The organism is Streptomyces sp. HD, from assembly GCF_028369295.1.
Classification (GTDB): domain Bacteria; phylum Actinomycetota; class Actinomycetes; order Streptomycetales; family Streptomycetaceae; genus Streptomyces.
In genome coordinates, this window is sequence record NZ_JAQMYP010000026.1 from 61,079 (window position 1) to 77,420 (window position 16,342).

14 protein-coding genes are annotated in these 16,342 nt (G+C 70.5%); 8 read left to right on the top strand and 6 right to left on the bottom strand.

From position 1 onward, the window contains the following. The first annotated feature begins 8 nt into the window (after positions 1-8). The 3 genes from POF73_RS24795 to ybaK are packed head-to-tail and all read left to right on the top strand — an operon-like array spanning position 9 to position 2,406. Complete coding sequence (locus POF73_RS24795) at positions 9-1,052, top strand: hypothetical protein (protein ID WP_272119227.1); 1,044 nt, start codon at positions 9-11, stop codon at positions 1,050-1,052. An 11-nt stretch (positions 1,053-1,063) separates the two neighbouring features. Continuing rightward, positions 1,064-1,801: an LON peptidase substrate-binding domain-containing protein gene (locus POF73_RS24800; RefSeq protein ID WP_272119229.1), complete on the top strand. Its 738-nt coding sequence runs from the start codon at positions 1,064-1,066 to the stop codon at positions 1,799-1,801. 47 nt (positions 1,802-1,848) lie between these two features. Then, positions 1,849-2,406, top strand: a complete 558-nt coding sequence (gene ybaK, locus POF73_RS24805) for a Cys-tRNA(Pro) deacylase (protein ID WP_272119231.1) — start codon at positions 1,849-1,851, stop codon at positions 2,404-2,406. A gap of 133 nt (positions 2,407-2,539) precedes the next feature. Here the strand turns inward: ybaK and POF73_RS24810 are convergent, their stop codons facing one another. The 4 genes from POF73_RS24810 to POF73_RS24825 all read right to left on the bottom strand — a co-directional run bounded on the left by POF73_RS24810 (position 2,540) and on the right by POF73_RS24825 (position 6,659). Further along, positions 2,540-3,289 carry an AAA family ATPase gene (locus tag POF73_RS24810; protein WP_272119234.1) on the bottom strand — a complete coding sequence of 250 codons (750 nt, stop codon included), beginning with the start codon at positions 3,287-3,289 and terminating at the stop codon, positions 2,540-2,542. Positions 3,290-3,323: 34 nt separating this feature from the next. Further along, positions 3,324-4,148, bottom strand: a complete 825-nt coding sequence (locus tag POF73_RS24815; RefSeq protein WP_272119235.1) for an ABC transporter permease — start codon at positions 4,146-4,148, stop codon at positions 3,324-3,326. A gap of 100 nt (positions 4,149-4,248) precedes the next feature. After that, on the bottom strand, positions 4,249-5,223 hold the full coding sequence (locus tag POF73_RS24820) for an ABC transporter ATP-binding protein (RefSeq protein ID WP_272119358.1): 975 nt from the start codon (positions 5,221-5,223) through the stop codon (positions 4,249-4,251). Between the two features lie 215 nt (positions 5,224-5,438). Then, a complete protein-coding gene (locus POF73_RS24825; protein WP_272119237.1) occupies positions 5,439-6,659 on the bottom strand; it encodes an NYN domain-containing protein in 1,221 nt (406 codons plus the stop codon). 247 nt (positions 6,660-6,906) lie between these two features. Here POF73_RS24825 and POF73_RS24830 point away from each other — a divergent pair, with 247 nt between their 5' ends. Beyond that, positions 6,907-7,071 (top strand): hypothetical protein, encoded by a 165-nt coding sequence (locus POF73_RS24830; RefSeq protein WP_272119240.1) that lies wholly within the window; start codon positions 6,907-6,909, stop codon positions 7,069-7,071. 86 nt (positions 7,072-7,157) lie between these two features. Here the strand turns inward: POF73_RS24830 and dnaE are convergent, their stop codons facing one another. Next, positions 7,158-10,697: a DNA polymerase III subunit alpha gene (dnaE, locus tag POF73_RS24835; RefSeq protein ID WP_272119242.1), complete on the bottom strand. Its 3,540-nt coding sequence runs from the start codon at positions 10,695-10,697 to the stop codon at positions 7,158-7,160. A 170-nt stretch (positions 10,698-10,867) separates the two neighbouring features. Between dnaE and POF73_RS24840 the strand changes: the two genes are divergently transcribed. The 4 genes from POF73_RS24840 (at position 10,868) to POF73_RS24855 (ending at position 15,673) form a co-directional block, all read left to right on the top strand. Continuing rightward, positions 10,868-12,193, top strand: coding sequence for a DUF2252 domain-containing protein (locus POF73_RS24840; RefSeq protein WP_272119244.1), 1,326 nt, complete (start codon positions 10,868-10,870; stop codon positions 12,191-12,193). Positions 12,194-12,282: 89 nt separating this feature from the next. Then, on the top strand, positions 12,283-12,981 hold the full coding sequence (locus POF73_RS24845; protein ID WP_272119246.1) for a hypothetical protein: 699 nt from the start codon (positions 12,283-12,285) through the stop codon (positions 12,979-12,981). Positions 12,982-13,058: 77 nt separating this feature from the next. Next, entirely contained in the window at positions 13,059-13,898 is an 840-nt protein-coding gene (locus tag POF73_RS24850) for a thioredoxin domain-containing protein (RefSeq protein WP_272119248.1), read from the top strand. Positions 13,899-14,002: 104 nt separating this feature from the next. Further along, positions 14,003-15,673: an alkaline phosphatase D family protein gene (locus tag POF73_RS24855; protein ID WP_272119250.1), complete on the top strand. Its 1,671-nt coding sequence runs from the start codon at positions 14,003-14,005 to the stop codon at positions 15,671-15,673. Between the two features lie 33 nt (positions 15,674-15,706). Here POF73_RS24855 and POF73_RS24860 read toward each other — a convergent pair whose 3' ends face one another. After that, entirely contained in the window at positions 15,707-16,276 is a 570-nt protein-coding gene (locus tag POF73_RS24860; protein ID WP_272119253.1) for a dienelactone hydrolase family protein, read from the bottom strand. Positions 16,277-16,342 lie beyond the last annotated feature (66 nt).

The window sequence follows — 16,342 nt, forward strand, 5'->3', positions numbered from 1 at the left end:
GACTTTCAATGGTCGACACCATGGCTCTGCTGCTGCCGTTCGGCCGTGCGTCCCGGACGACAAGGAACGTAGAACACCCCGCCGTCGGACTCCCCACCGACGCCGAGGTGCTCCTCGACGCACCCGACGACCACCTCGGACCCGCGCTGGTCGCGGCCGGGCGGGGCACGTACGAGCCGGCCGCCGAACTGCTGGCCGCCACCCGGCTGCGGACGCGGTGGGAGTACCGCGACGGGTACGTGCTGCGCCTGGCCGCCTTCGCACGCTCCCGGCCCGAGTGGCTGCAGGCCTGGTGCGCGGCCGCCCCGCACGACCCTGACGCGCTGCTGGTCAAGGCCCAGCTCGCGGTGGACCACGCCTGGCAGTCACCGGCCCGGGCCGAGCTGCTGCGCGGGGTGAGCCCGCTGATCACGGCCGCCGCCCGCGCCGACGACCGCGACCCGGTGCCGTGGCGGATCGCCCTGGACCACGCGCGCGGCTCCCGCGCCGGGCACGCTTACTTCGGGGAGCTGTGGGAGGCGGCGCTGCGCCGCGCCCCGCGCCACTACGGCTGCCATGTGGCGGCCCTGCGCTATCTGGCCTCGGCCTGGCACGGCTCCCACCGGGAGTGCTTCGACTTCGCCGACCGTGCAGCCCAGGACGCCCCGGGCGACTCCCTGGTGCAGGCCCTGCCGACCCGGGCCGCCTTCGCCTACCTGACCGACGGCTGCGGTCCGGGTGTGCCGCCCGAGCGGCTGGACGCTGCGGCCGACCGGGCCGTCGCGCTGTCCGCCCGGTTCCCGGCGGCCGACCTGTGGCCGGCCGGGATGCGCAACAAGTTGACGTACGTCCTGGTACGCCTGGGTCGCTGGGAGGACGCCCTGGAGCAGCTGCGGCTGATCGGCCCGTACGCCACGTCCTTCCCGTGGAGCCGGTTCTCCGAGGACCCGCTGGGCCGGTTCCTGGAGGTGCGTGACGAGGTCAGGGCGAGGGCGGCCGCCGCACCCGGCGACACCCGCGCCGTTCATCCACGGAGTGGGCACGCCGGACGCGTCCACTCCGGCGACCACTAGGCTTTGACGCCGTGACCGTCCGTCTTCCGCTCTTCCCCCTGAACTCGGTGCTGTTCCCGGGTCTCGTACTTCCGCTGAACGTCTTCGAGGAGCGCTATCGCGCCATGATGCGCGAGCTCCTCAAGACCCCTGAGGAGGAACCACGCCGTTTCGCCGTCGTGGCGATCCGTGACGGCCACGAGGTCGCCCCGAGCGCCCCCGGCATGCCCGACCCCACCGCACTGCCCGAGCGCGGCCCCACGGCGGGCTTCGGCACGGACCCGGTCAAGGCGTTCCACGGGGTGGGCTGTGTGGCCGACGCGGCGACCATCCGGGAGCGGGCCGACGGCACCTTCGAGGTGCTGGCGACGGGGACGACACGGGTACGGCTGGTGTCGGTGGACGCGTCGGGTCCCTACCTCACGGCGGAACTGGAGGAGCTCCCGGAGGAGCCGGGCGACGAGGCGGGAGCGCTGGCGGAGGGGGTGCTCCGTGCCTTCCGCCAGTACCAGAAGCGACTGGCGGGCGCCCGCGAACGCTCCCTGTCGACGGCGGCGGAGCTGCCCGACCAGCCCTCGGTCGTCTCCTACCTGGTGGCGGCCGCGATGATGCTGGACACGCCGACGAAGCAGCGTCTGCTCCAGGCCCCCGACACGGCGTCCCGACTGCGCGACGAACTGAAACTCCTTCGCGCCGAGACCTCGATCATCCGTACCCTGCCCTCGCTGCCGGCGTCCGAGCTGACCCGCAGCCCGACGAGCCTCAACTGAGGCACGCGCGCACGGCACTGACGTACGACCTCTGGGGAACCGGCACCATGGCGAAGAAGTCGAAGAAGAACCAGCAGCACGGAATCGAGGCGCGCGAAGCGCATTCGAACAGGGTTGGTGGCGGGCGACGGGCGGGCGGCACACCCGCCACGGTCGCCCTCACTGCCGCGGGCGTCGAGTACACGGTCCACTCCTACGACCACGACCCCGCCCACCCCTCGTACGGCGAGGAGGCCGCGGAGGCGATGGGCGTGTCACCGGACCGGGTCTTCAAGACCCTGGTGGCGGACGTCGACGGAGCCCTCACGGTGGCGGTGGTCCCGGTGGCGGGCCAGCTGGACCTCAAGGCCCTGGCGTCGGCGGTCGGCGGCAAGCGCGCGGCCATGGCCGACCCGGCCCTCGCCGAACGCACGACCGGCTACGTCCGGGGCGGCATCTCCCCGCTGGGCCAGCGCAAGAAGCTCCCCACGGTCCTGGACGCGTCGGCCTCGGCCCACCCCACGATCTGCGTCTCGGCCGGCCGCCGGGGCCTGGAGGTCGAGCTCTCCCCCGGCTCCCTCACCAAGCTCACCGACGCGACCCTCGCCCCCATCGGGCGCGCCTGAGCTCTCGACGGGAGCGGTGTCCTCGGTTAAGTACGAGGGGCATGTCGAAGAAAACCCGGAAACGCAAGTGGCGCATCAAGAAGGGCCGCTCGAACCACGGACGGCGCCCGGCGTAACGCCGGTCGCACAGGTCCTAGACCGGCGGAGCAGCATGCGGCGGCTGCCCCTCCGCATGCTGCTCCAGATACGGATCCACATCCCGAGGCCCGAACAACGCCGTCAGCCCCAGGTGCACCACCAGCGCGGCCAGCGGCCACACCAGCCACACCCCCTTGGCCCCCAGCTTCAGCGGCGCCGAGAAGGCGACCCCCTTGCCCACGTCCTTCGCGTGGGCGATCACATCCCCCGACGGCCCGAGCCACACCCCGACGCGCCACGCCAGCAACGACCCGAGCAGCGCCCCGACAGCCAGCCCCACCACCAACGGCACGCCCCCACGCCGCCGGAAGAGAAACACGGCGACCGCGCTCACCAGCCCGAACGCGAGCGCGAGCAGAGTGAACGTTCCGTCCACCCCGACGGCCTGCTCCCCCTCGGTGTCCTTGAAGTAGACGACCCAGTTCCCGTTGAGGACGTCCCCGACCAACGGCACGCTGGGCGCCAGCCACCACCACAGCACCCCCAGCAGCGCCCCACTGAGCGCCACGACCAGCGCGACGACGGCGGCCTCTCGCACTTCGGTCTTCATGCCGGGACCGTCCTGTTCGTACGAGCCATATATGCCGTACGGGCCGGGAGGGCCATACGGGCCCTGTGCCCCGGGCGGGGTGTCGGATATGGCGTCATGCGGCACGGCGGCCGCGTGCCCGGCAGCAGGCTGCTGCCACCCCTCGTTCGGGGACGGTTCACGCGGCGGCGGTGGAGGAGTCAGCGGAGCGGTCACCCTGCCATCGTGCCAGGCCGACCTGTGCCGCGCGTCACCGGACGGCCGCCCGGCGGTAGGCCCAGGTGGCGACGGCCAGCGAGACGACACCGACCAGCCCGCACACGGCGAGGTCACCGAGCACGAACGCCCAGTCGGGGTGCGGCCCGAAGGTGCGGGCGAAGGCCTCCACGCCGTACGTCGACGGCAGCAGATCCCGGGCGAACCGCACCGCCTCCGGCATCCGGTCGGCCGGCAGCACGCCCAGCAGCAGCGCCGCGGACATGCCCAACTGCCCCAGCAGCGTGGCGAGTTCGGGCCGCGGCGCGAGCAGCCCGAGCGCGGCGCCCAGTCCGGCGAGCGCTGCCCCGGCGAGCGGGATCACCGCGGCGAGCACCCACAGATGCGCCACCGGAAGCCCGAACAGCGCACATCCGACCATGGCCGTCACCACGGTCCCCGGCACCGTGAAGGAGGCGTACGCCCCGGCGGCCCCCAGCACCACGGCCGCGGGCGGCACGGGCAGGGTGGCGTAGTGGTCGAGCCCCCCGCTGGCCCGCAGCTGCCCGAAGTACTGCGCGAGCAGGTTCAGCGCGACGAAGGCGACCACGAGCACCGCCGACCCGGCCACCACGGCCCGCGCCTCGGCCCCGCCGTCCACGACCCCGCGCATCAGGATCATGATCCCGACGGACTGGAAGGTCGCCACGAACAGCAGCGGAATGCGCGCGACCCGCGCCCGCGACAGCTGCGCCCGGTACACGGCGCACAGCGACGGCCACAGCCGCGCGCGCGGCCCGAGCTCGGCAGCGGCCGGAGCGGCCGTCTCGTCCGCGGCCAGGGCGCTGCCCGGCAGAACCTCGGCGGGTACGACACTCACGTGGCGCTGCTCCCTTTCACACGGGGGATCACTGGGGAGGTGGCCCTGTTCCGCACGGAGACGGACACGGATACGGATACGGCTGCGACGGGCGGCGTGCTCAAGCCTTCACCAGCCCCTGCTGCGCGGCCCCGCCCAGCGACAGATACACGTCCTCCAGGCTCGGCGTGGCGAGCGTGAAGTCGTCCAGCGCGGCGAACGCGGCCCCGCCGGTGACGGTGGCGACGACCGCGCGGGCCTCCTCGGGGGCGAGCCGCAGCGTCCAGCGGCGCCCGGATTCCACGACCCGGTCCTGCAGCGCGGCGACCTCGGGCACCTCCAGGGGCGCCCGGTCCCGCCACAGCAGCTCGACGCGCACCTCTCCGGCGACCCGCTCCTTGAGCCCGGACGGCGTGTCACAGGCGATGACCCGCCCCCGGTCGAGCACGGCGACCCGGTCGAGCACGGTCTCGGCCTCGATGACGTTGTGGGTGACGAGCAGCACGGTCGTACCGAGCTCGGCCCGTCGCCGGTCCACGGCCGACCACACGGCCCGCCGCGCCACCGGGTCCATCGCGGTGGTCGGCTCGTCCAGCACGAGCAGCGGCCGCTCCCCGACCAGTGCGGCGGCGAAGCAGGCCAGCCGCCGCTGCCCGCCGGACAGCTTCTTCAGCGGCCGCCCCGCGAGCGGCGTGAGCCCCAGCTCGTCGAGTACGGCGTCCCGCTCGCCGCGTGCCTGCCGTACGTCCAGGCCGCGCAGCCGCCCGGTCGTCTCGGCGGCGAGGGACACGGTCAGCTCGTCGAGGGCGGTCGACTCCTGCCCGAGGTAGGCGAGGATGCGCGCGGCCCGCTCCGGGTGGCGCACGATGTCGTGCCCGAGGATCTCGACGCTCCCGGCGTCGGGCCGCATCAGCCCGGTGAGCTGCCGTACGAGGGTGGTCTTGCCGGCGCCGTTCGGCCCGAGCAGCCCGAAGATCTCGCCGCGCCGGATGTCCAGCCGTACGTCGTCGGTGGCCCGCACCTCGGGCGTGGCCGGCACCCCGCGGCGTCCTCGTACGGCCGGATAGGTCTTGGTCAGCCCGCGCACGGCGCACACGACATCACCACTGTGCCGAAGTGCCTGTCCCACGCGCGTACTCACAAGGGACGAGACTACGGGGTCCGCGGGCCCGCTCCGCCCTCGGGGCGGCCACTCGCCACAAACCACCAGCTCGCCGACGTAAAACCGCCGGTCCCCATAAATCCGCCGCAACGGCGCTCAACCGCGACCACGCCTCCCGGTGCGGGCGAACCCGCCACAACCCGTCCGGCTCACTCACCGGCAGGCGCGTGCTCCGCCGCCGTCCGTACATCGATCTCCCGCCAGAACCCGGCCCGGATCGCGTACCGATCATGCTCGTCGATCTGGTCGTCCTTGTGCGCGAGCAGCCCGAACCGGGCCGCGTACCGCAGCAGCTCGCCGTCGATCCGGTGCGGAATCCGCGGGTACATCCCGGACAGCCGTTGCAGATGTCCCTGGTCCCCCAGCCGCCCCATCCAGCGCCGGGCGAAGACCTGACCCACCTCGTACGGGTCGCCGCCGACCGTCGTGATGTCCTCCTCGCGGTCGGCCCACCGCTGCTCCGCCGTGGTCAGCTGCGCCAGCGTCGGCATCGACGCGGCCTCGGCCGGCTCGGCGGCGACGCCGGGCCGGTCGACCCACCCCTTGTCGGAGGACCAGCGCAGCGTCGCACTGGCCGGGGGCTGGCTCGGCTGAACACCGGGCGCGCGCAGCGCGGCGAGGTCCTTCGGCGTGGGCACGCCCTTGGGCGAGGGCACCCGCTCCGCGGTGCCGTTCTCGGAGGCGGCGATCGCCGGCCGGTGCTCGCGCTCCTCGGGGGGCCGCTCGGCGGTCGCGCCGAGCGCGGAGTCGGGCAGCGGCGCGGACAGGATCGCGGCGATCTCGGGGCGGGGTGCGGGCGGCGGCGCGCACACCCCGGAGAGCTCCTTGGCACGGACGGCCTTGGTGATCCACGTACGGTCCAGGACGCGCCGTTCGTCGGCCTCGGCGACCAGGTCCTCGGACTGGTTGTAGTCACCGTCGGCGGCCTGCACGGCCCACAGATGTACGGCGACGCCGTGCTCCTTGGCGGCCATCATGCCCGGCAGCAGATCGCCGTCTCCGGTCACCAGCACCACATCGGAACAGGCGCGATTGCGGGCCAGCTCGGTCAGCTCGGCGTGCATCGCGGCGTCCACACCCTTCTGCGCCCAGCGTCCGTCGCTGCGGGTCAGTGCGCCGAGCCGGACGGTCACCCGGGGCATCACGCGCAGCCTGCGGTGCTCGGGCTGGGGGACGCGGTCGGGAGCGCCGTCGAACCAGTAGATGCGCAGCAGGGGCTGCTGGGTGTCGGACTCGGCGCGTTCCCGCAGGCCCTGGATGAGGGCGGCGTGATCGACGGTGATCCGGGACCGGGAGGGTTCCCCGGCGAGGAGGCTGGCGGCGGCCCCCAGCAGATACCCGGCGTCCACCAGGACGATGCAGCGGTCCACGCGACTCACCCTCTTCCTGGGAGGTTTGCTTGGGGCTTCCTTCGAGTCTGCCCGACCGCGCGGGGGTTAACGGGGCGAACTCGATCTTCGGCGTGGCGTTTCGGGGCATCGCCGCCCCGGCGCGCCATTCCTCGCGCCCCGACAACCGCTGTCACACACGGTAATTATCCGAAATGCGTTCTTTATCAGCCTATGTGAATCTGGTCGCGGCCCTGGCCCCTAGATCCCCCACAGGAGGCAGATCACCATGGCCAAGAACAAGAAGCAGGACCGAACCCAGCCCCAGTCCGAGCGCGGGCAGCAGCAGGCCCAGCAGTCCTCGATGGAGGCGCAGGCCGAGCAGCGCATGTCCCAGGTGACTCCGGGCGATGTCGCGCGCAAGGGCAAGCAGAAGAAGTTCGGTCACAACTGACATCTTCATAAAGGGCTTTTGCAGCCCAGGCACATGACGAGGGGCGCACCCGGCACGCGGGTGCGCCCCTCTCACACATGTACGCCTCAGCCCGCCAGGCAGGACGGTCCGAGCAACACCTTCAGGTCACCGAACAGCGCCGGGTCCGGCTTCACCCGGTGCCGGTCCAGCCGTAGCACCGTCGTCTTGGTCGGGCCCTGCAGCTTGATGCGGACCTCGCTCTCGCCCTTGTGGTGGCTGAGGATCTCACCGAGGCGGCTCACCATCGGCGGGGTGACCCTGGTGGCCGGGATGGTGAGGATCACGGGCGCGTTGGTGCCCGCGTTGGACAGGTCGGGGACCTGGAGCTCCATCGCGACCAGCCGCGGCACGTCCTCGCGCTTGTCGAGACGGCCCTTGACGAACACGACGGCGTCCTCGACGAGTTGGGTCGAGACGAGCTGGTACGTCGCCGGGAAGAACATGCACTCGATGGACCCGGCGAGGTCCTCGACGGTGGCGATCGCCCAGGCGTTGCCCTGCTTGGTCATCTTGCGCTGGAGGCCGGAGATGATGCCGCCGATGGTCACCACGGCGCCGTCGGCGTGCTCGCCGCCCGTCAGCTGGGCGATGCCCGCGTCGGCCTTGTCGGACAGCACGTGCTCCAGGCCGAAGAGCGGGTGGTCGGAGACGTACAGACCGAGCATCTCCCGCTCCTGGGCGAGCAGATAGGTCTTGTCCCACTCCTCGTCGGTGAAGACGACGTCGAGTCCGAAGCCGGGCTCGTCGCTCTCCTCCTCGCCCATGCCGCCGAAGAGGTCGAACTGGCCCTCGGCCTCCTTGCGCTTGACCGCGACCACGTTGTCGATCATCGGCTCGAAGTGCGCGGTGAGGCCCTTGCGGGTGTGCCCCAGGGTGTCGAACGCGCCCGCCTTGATCAGCGACTCGGTGGTGCGCTTGTTGCAGGCGACCGCCTCGACCTTGTCCAGATAGTCGGGGAAGGAGCCGTACTTGCCCTTGGCCTTACGGCTCTTGATGATCGACTCGACCACGTTCGTACCGACGTTGCGCACCGCTTCGAGGCCGAAGAGGATCACGTCGTCGCCCTGGGCGGCGAAGTTGTGCACGGACTCGTTGACGTTCGGCGGGAGCACCCGGATACCCATGCGGCGGCACTCGTTGAGGTAGACCGCCGACTTGTCCTTGTCGTCCTTGACGGACGTCAGCAGCGCCGCCATGTACTCGGCGGGATGGTTGGCCTTGAGGTAGGCGGTCCAGTACGACACCAGGCCGTACGCCGCGGAGTGCGCCTTGTTGAACGCGTAGCCGGCGAACGGGACCAGCACGTCCCACAGGGCCTGGATGGCCTCGTCGCTGTAGCCCTTCTTGCGGGCGCCGTCCTGGAACAGGACGAAGTTCTTGGCCAGTTCCTCGGGCTTCTTCTTGCCCATCACCCGGCGGAGGATGTCGGCCTCGCCGAGCGAGTAGCCGGCGATGATCTGGGCGGCCTTCTGCACCTGCTCCTGGTAGACGATCAGGCCGTAGGTGACGTCCAGGACCTCCCTCAGGGGCTCTTCGAGCTCCTTGTGGATGGGGGTGATCTCCTGGAGCTTGTTCTTGCGCAGCGCGTAGTTGGTGTGCGAGTCCATGCCCATCGGGCCCGGACGGTACAGGGCCGAGACGGCGGAGATGTCTTCGAAGTTGTCGGGCTTCATCAGGCGCAGCAGCGAGCGCATGGGGCCGCCGTCGAACTGGAAGACGCCCAGGGTCTCGCCGCGCTGGAGCAGTTCGAAGGTCGTCGGGTCGTCCAGCGGGAGGCTCAGCAGCTCCAGGTCGATGCCCTTGTTGGACTTCACCATCTTGACGGCGTCGTCCATGATCGTCAGGTTGCGCAGGCCGAGGAAGTCCATCTTCAGCAGGCCGAGCGACTCACAGCTCGGGTAGTCCCACTGCGTGATGGTCACGCCGTCGGTGTGCCGGACCCAGACGGGCACGTGCTCGGTGATGGTCTCGCTGGACATGATCACGCCGGCGGCGTGCACACCCATCTGCCGGACCAGGCCCTCGACGCCCTTGGCGGTGTCGATGACCTTCTTCACGTCCGGTTCGTTCTCGTACATCCCGCGCACCTCGCCCGCCTCCGAGTAGCGGGGGTGCGAGGGGTCGGTGATGCCGTTGAGGTCGATGCCCTTGCCGAGGACGTCGGCGGGCATGGCCTTGGTGATGCGGTCGCCCATCGCGTACGGGTAGCCCAGCACGCGCGCGGAGTCCTTGATCGCGTTCTTGGCCTTGATCTTGCCGTAGGTGCCGATCATGGCGACCTTGTCGGCGCCGTACTTCTCCGTCACGTACCTGATCACCTCGACGCGCCGACGCTCGTCGAAGTCGATGTCGACATCGGGCATCGAGATGCGCTCCGGGTTGAGGAACCGCTCGAAGATCAGGCCGTGCGGGATCGGGTCGAGGTCGGTGATGCCCATGGCGTAGGCGACGATCGAGCCGGCCGCGGAGCCTCGGCCGGGGCCGACCGCGATGCCGTTGTTCTTGGCCCACATGATGAAGTCGGCGACGACGAGGAAGTAGCCGGGGAAGCCCATCGAGATGATGACGTCCATCTCGTACTCGGCCTGCTTCTGGCGGTCCTCGGGGACGCCGCCGGGGAAGCGGCGCTCCATGCCGCGGCGGACCTCCTCCTTGAACCAGGTGACCTCGGTGAAGCCCTCCGGGATGTCGAACTTCGGCATCAGGTTCTTCGACTCGAACATGCCGTCGGTGTCGACCATCTCGGCGACCAGGAGGGTGTTGGCGCAGCCCTCCTGCCAGGCGTCCGAGGAGTCGATGGCGTACATCTCGTCCGTGGACTTCAGGTAGTAGCCGGTGCCGTCGAACTTGAAGCGGTCCGGGTCGGAGAGGTTCTTGCCGGTCTGGATGCACAGCAGGGCGTCGTGCGCGGTCGCCTCGTGCGCGTACGTGTAGTGCGAGTCGTTGGTGACCAGCGGGGGGATGCCGAGCTTCTTGCCGATCTCCAGGAGGCCGTCGCGGACCCGGTGCTCGATCTCGATGCCGTGGTCCATCAGCTCCAGGAAGTAGCGGTCCTTGCCGAAGATGTCCTGGTAGTCGGCGGCCGCCTTGAGGGCCTCGTCGTACTGGCCGAGGCGCAGCCGGGTCTGCAGCTCACCGGAGGGGCAGCCGGTGGAGGCGACGATCCCCTCGGACCACTGGGAGATCGTCTCCTTGTCCATCCGGGGCCACTTCTGCAGCCAGCCCTCGGCGTAGGCGTCGGAGGAGAGCCGGAAGATGTTGTGCAGGCCGGTCTTGTTCACCGCCCACATCGTCTTGTGGGTGTAACCACCCGAACCGGAGACGTCGTCCCGCTTCTGGTGCGGCTGGCCCCACTGGATCTTGCGCTTGTTGCGCCGGGACTCGGGGGCGACATACGCCTCGATCCCGATGATCGGGGTGATCCCGGCCTTCTTCGCGGTGTGGAAGAAGTCATACGCCCCGTGGAGGTTGCCGTGGTCGGACATCGCGATGTGCGTCATGCCCATCTCGTTGCACGCGTCGAACATGTCCTTCAGCCGCGCGGCACCGTCCAGCAGCGAGTACTGGGTGTGGACGTGCAGGTGCGTGAACGGCGGCTTTGACACGGTGAGTCCTCCAAGGGAAACGCTCGGCGACGGGGTGGCGGACACTTCTGGGATCAGCGTCGAAGTCTATGCCTCGGGACTGACACCCGGCGGGCACTCGCGCGTACCTTCATGCGTTGGACACGGCAGAGACGCTGTCGTACATGCACTGCACCAGGAGGCACCCAGCGATGTCGGTTCCCCAGCTCAACGGCGAGCAGCGTGGCGAGGAGATACTCGCCGTCTTCGACACCGCCTTCGGCGAACTCCTGGCCGCCGACCCGGCGGCGTTCCGGGTGAAGTTCCGCAAGATGGCGGCCTCGGCCTTCGCGTTCTACCGGGGAACGGCGTGTCTCTTCTACCGCGACCTGGACCACGAGAAGCACGGCGGGCCCTACCTGGACGAGCGCACCTCGCGCGTGTGGATCCACGGCGACCTGCACGCGGAGAACTTCGGCACGTACATGGACGCCAACGGCCGTCTGGTCTTCAACGTCAACGACTTCGACGAGGCGTACGTCGGCCCCTTCACCTGGGACCTCAAGCGCTTCGCCGCCTCGATCGCCCTCATCGGCTACGCCAAGGCGCTCAGCGACGAGCAGATCACCGAGCTGGTGCGGGTCTACGCGGGAGCCTACCGCGCGCGCGTGCACGCCCTGGCGACCGGCGCCAAGAGCGACGAGGTGCCGCCGTTCACGCTGGACACCGCCCAGGGCCCGCTGCTGGACGCGCTGCGCGACGCCCGTGCGCTGACCCGCTTCGGGCTGCTGGAGTCGATGACCGGGATCCGCGACTTCGAGCGCCGCTTCTCCGCTGGCGGCGGCGCGATCGAGCTGGACGCGGCCACCCGCTACAAGGTGCTCGCGGCCTTCGACGGCTATCTGGAGACACTGCCGGACACCTCCCTGGACCGCCCGGACTCCTACCGGGTGAAGGACGTGGTCGGGCGGCGCGGCATCGGCATCGGATCGGCCGGGCTGCCGTCGTACAACATCCTCCTGGAGGGCCACACGGACGCCCTGGAGAACGACGTCGTGATCTACATCAAGCAGGCCCAGACCCCGGCCGTCTCCCGGCACATCACCGACCAGGCACTGCGCGACTACTTCCAGCACGAGGGCCACCGCACGGTGATCTCCCAGCGCGCCCTGCAGGCGAACGCCGACCCGTGGCTGGGCTGGACCGAGCTGGACGGAGCGGGCCAGCTGGTCGCCGAGGTCTCGCCGTACGCGGTGGACCTGGACTGGGGCGACATCGACGACCCGGAGGAGATCGCGTCGGTCGTCGCCGACCTCGGCCGGGCCACGGCCACGATGCACGCGGCGGCGGACGACACCTCCGGCGAGTCCCTGGTGCCGTTCTCCACCGAGCGGGCCATCGACGCGGCGATCGCGGCCGACGAGGAAGGCTTCGCGGAGCTCCTGGTCGCCTTCGCGCACGACTACGGCGCACGCGCGCGTGCCGACCACCAGATCTTCGTGGACCTGTTCCGCAACGGGCGGATTCCGGGTCTGTGACGGAAAGGCCGTTCTCCGGCGTTTCTCAGCCAGGCACAGGCCCCCTTTAAGGGTCTCTTACAGGACCACGTGACACACTCTTCTCCGCCATGGACATATCCGGGACCCAGCTACGAGCCGTACGCGCGGCGCTGTTCACGTCACTCGTCGTGACGCTCAGCGCCGCGTCACACGTGCTGTTGTCCCGGGCGCCGCTGCCGCTGAACACGGTGGCCCTGCTCACGGCCGCCGTGTTCGTCCTCGCCTACGTCCTGGCCGGCCGCGAGCGGACCTTCGGGCGGATCGCCGCCCTGCTGATCCCGCTGGAACTGGCGGCGGACACGATCCTCACCACCGGCCAGCACGTCTGTTACGGCCGGGCGGGCGGCCCGGTCGCGGGCCCGCTGCGGTCCGTCGGCTTCGACGTGCTGTGCGGCGACAACACCGCCGTGGGCACTCCCCTGGCGGGGGTGAGCGGTGCCGACCCGCACCGCCTGGCCACGGTTCTCGCCCAGGCCGACCCGGTGACGCCCTGGCTGCTGCTGGGCGCGCACATCGGCGTCGGCCTCCTCGCCGCCGCCTGGCTGCGGCGCGGCGAGCGGGCCCTGGCCCAGCTGCTGCGGGCGGTGACGGCGACCACGTTCCGCCCGCTGCTGCTGGCGGTCGCCGCGGTGACGGTGCGCCGGACCACGCCGGTCCGCCGACTGCCGCGCCCCGCCCGCCGTACGGCCGGCACCCGCAGCCGCCTCCTCGTGCACTCCCCGGGACGCCGTGGACCGCCGTGCTCACTCGCCTTCACCTGCGCGTGAACCGCGCCTGAGCACCACACCCCACCCATACGTATCCCGCACACACAGGTGTGCGCGTCCCCATGGAGATCACCAACATGAGCAAGCGGAACAGCCAGGCGGCGAAGACGGCGGCCCGGGAGCGGCTGCGCGCCGAGCGCGAGCGCGAGGCCAAGCGGGCCAAGGTCAGGCGCCAGATCATCGTCGCCTGCTCGGTCGTCGGCGTCCTGGCGGCGGCGGGCGGCATCGGTTACGCGGTCGTCCAGGCCAACAAGCCCGGCCACTGGGAGGCCGTGAAGGACGCGAAGGTCGTCGCTCCGGCCCACACCACGGGCACCGACGGCACGACGGTCGTCATCGGCAAGGACAGCGCCAAGAAGACCCTCAAGGTCTACGAGGACCCGCGCTGCCCGGTCTGCGCCTCGTTCGAGCAGGCCGCCGGTTCGGTCGTCGACAAGGACATCGAGGCCGGCAAGTACAAGGTCGAGTTCATCGGCGGCACGTTCCTCGACGGCGACCAGCTGAAGGACGGCAAGATCGGCGCCAACGCCGAGGGCTCCAAGAACGCGATGAGCGCCATGGGCGCCGCGCTGAACGTGAGCACCGAGGCGTTCATGGAGTACAAGGCCGCGCTGTACTCGGCGAAGTACCACCCCGAGGAGACGGACGACAAGTTCAAGGACGACGACTACCTCATCGAGATCGCGGACTCCGTCCCCGCCCTGAAGAACAACGCCAAGTTCGAGAACGCGGTGAAGAAGGGCACGTACGACGCCTGGGCGCTGGCCATGTCGAAGGCCTTCGACACCAATAAGGACGGTGTGACGGGCACCCCGAGCTTCGTCATGAACGGCAAGCAGCTGAAGACCTCCGGCCCCAACCAGCCGTGGACGGCGGAGGAGTTCACCAAGGCGGTGGACGCGGCTCTCAAGGGCTGACTCAAGGGCTTACACCGGCGGGGAGTCGACCTCCGTGTGAAGGGCGGGCGAACATTCACAGGTTCGCCCGCCCTTGTTCATACCGATCAGTAACCTGATCGCTCGTGACCAGTCGATACAGATCATCCGAGCAGCACAATTCCCCTGCCCCCCGCCGCCGTACGGTCGTCAAGGCCGCGGCGGCGACGGCCGGTGCCGCGGTCGTCGCGGCCCCGCTCGCAGCCGCGCTGCCCGCCGGTGCCGCCGAGGCGGCCCCCGCCTTCCTGCACGGTGTCGCCTCCGGTGACCCGCTGCCCGACGGCGTCCTGCTGTGGACCAGGGTGACGCCGACCGCCGAGGCCACCCCCGGTTCCGGGCTCGGCCCGGACACCGAGGTGAGCTGGGTCGTGGCCCGGGACAAGGCGCTGACGAACATCGTCGCCAAGGGCTCGACCACCGCGAAGGCAGCCTCGGACCACACGGTCAAGGCGGACATCCGGGGCCTGCAGCCGGCCACCGACTACTGGTTCCGCTTCTCGGCAGGCGGCACGGAGTCCCCGGTGGCGCGCACCCGGACCGCGCCGCCGGTCGACGCGGCCGTGTCCAACCTCCGCTTCGGCGTGGTCTCCTGCGCGAACTGGGAGGCCGGCTACTTCGCGTCGTACCGCCATCTCGCGGCCCGTGGCGACCTGGACGCCTGGCTGCACCTCGGCGACTACATCTACGAGTACGGCACCGGCCAGTACGGCACGCGCGGCACCGTCGTACGGCAGACGGAGCCCGCGGGCGAGACCCTCACGCTCGCCGACTACCGCGGCCGGCACGGCAAGTACAAGACGGACCCCGATCTGCAGGCCCTGCACACGAAGGCGCCCGTCGTCGCGATCTGGGACGACCACGAGATGGCCAACGACGCCTGGTCGGGCGGCGCCGAGAACCACACCGAGGGCGCCGAGGGCACCTGGGCCGCGCGTCAGGCCGCCGCCAAGCAGGCGTACTTCGAGTGGATGCCGGTGCGTCCGGCGATCGCCGGCACCACCTACCGACGGCTGCGCTTCGGCAAGCTCGTCGACCTCTCGCTGCTCGACCTGCGCTCCTTCCGCTCGCAGCAGGTCAAGACCGGCAACGGCGAGGTCGACGACCCGGACCGCACCCTCACCGGCCGGGCCCAACTGGACTGGCTGAAGGCGGGGCTGAAGTCCTCCGACACCACCTGGCGGCTGGTCGGCAACTCGGTGATGATCGCGCCGTTCGCGATCGGCTCCCTCACCGCGGACCTGCTCAAGCCGCTCGCCAAGCTGCTGGGCCTGCCGCAGGAGGGGCTCGCCCTCAACCCCGACCAGTGGGACGGCTACACGGACGACCGCCGGGAGCTGCTGGCCCACCTGCGGTCCAACGCGATCCGCAACACCGTGTTCCTGACCGGCGACATCCACATGGCGTGGGCCAACGACGTGCCGGTGGACGCCGGTACCTACCCGCTGTCCGCCTCCGCCGCCACGGAGTTCGTCGTCACCTCGGTGACGTCGGACAACCTCGACGACATCGTCCAGGTCCCCCAGGGCACGGTCTCCGCGATCGCCTCGCCGATCATCAAGGCCGCCAACCGGCACGTCCACTGGGTCGACACCGACCGCCACGGTTACGGCGTCCTGGACATCACGGCCGACCGTGCGCAGATGGACTACTACGTCCTGTCCGACAAGACGAAGCAGGACACGACCGCCTCCTGGGCGCGGTCCTACCGCACGCGCAGCGGGACCCAGAAGGTGGAGCGCACGTACGACCCCGTCTGACGGCTCCCGCTCGGTCCTGGGAGTCCTACGGAGTCACAGGGTGTCGAGGAAGCCGAGTGCCACCCGCCAGGTGGCCTCGGCGGCCTCCTCGTCGTAGTCCGGCAGGTCCGGGTCGGTGTAGAGGTGGCCCGCCCCGGCGTATCTGTACACCTCGACGTCGGCGCCCGCTCGGCCCATCTGTAGATACCAGGCGCTCAGCCAGTCGTCCGTCTCGAACGGGTCCGGCTCGGCGACATGCAGCTGCACCGGCAGATCGTCCACCGAGACGTTCGGCGCGATGTCCGACGTGCCGTGCAGAAGCAGCAGTCCGCGCGCCTTCTCGTCGCCGAGCGCGAGGGTCTGGGCGATGGAGGCGCCGAGCGAGAACCCGGCGTAGACCAGCCCGCGCTCCGAGTAGGGCGCGGAGGCGAGCACGGCCCGCTTCAGCAGGTCGTCCTTGCCGATCCGCTCCTTGAACTCCATGCCTTCCTCGACCGTCTCGAACGTCCGCCCCTCGAAGAGGTCCGGCGTCCACACCTCGTGTCCGGCGGCGCGCAGCCGGTCCGCGGCCCGGCGCACCGCGGGCCTGAGGCCAAAGGTCGAGTGAAACAGCATGATGTTCATGAAGCCATGGTGCCAGCCGGGTACGACAGCGCCGTGACCACCGCCTCACCGGCACGGATGTTCATG

What these genes read in the sequence shown, in the direction of transcription:
- POF73_RS24860 (WP_272119253.1), bottom strand. Translation starts at nt 16,276, where the DNA reads ATGAACATCATGCTGTTTCACTCGACCTTTGGCCTCAGGCCCGCGGTG.
- POF73_RS24840 (WP_272119244.1), top strand. Translation starts at nt 10,868, where the DNA reads ATGTCGGTTCCCCAGCTCAACGGCGAGCAGCGTGGCGAGGAGATACTC.
- ybaK (WP_272119231.1), top strand. Translation starts at nt 1,849, where the DNA reads ATGGCGAAGAAGTCGAAGAAGAACCAGCAGCACGGAATCGAGGCGCGC.
- POF73_RS24845 (WP_272119246.1), top strand. Translation starts at nt 12,283, where the DNA reads ATGGACATATCCGGGACCCAGCTACGAGCCGTACGCGCGGCGCTGTTC.
- POF73_RS24795 (WP_272119227.1), top strand. Translation starts at nt 9, where the DNA reads ATGGTCGACACCATGGCTCTGCTGCTGCCGTTCGGCCGTGCGTCCCGG.
- POF73_RS24830 (WP_272119240.1), top strand. Translation starts at nt 6,907, where the DNA reads ATGGCCAAGAACAAGAAGCAGGACCGAACCCAGCCCCAGTCCGAGCGC.
- POF73_RS24850 (WP_272119248.1), top strand. Translation starts at nt 13,059, where the DNA reads ATGAGCAAGCGGAACAGCCAGGCGGCGAAGACGGCGGCCCGGGAGCGG.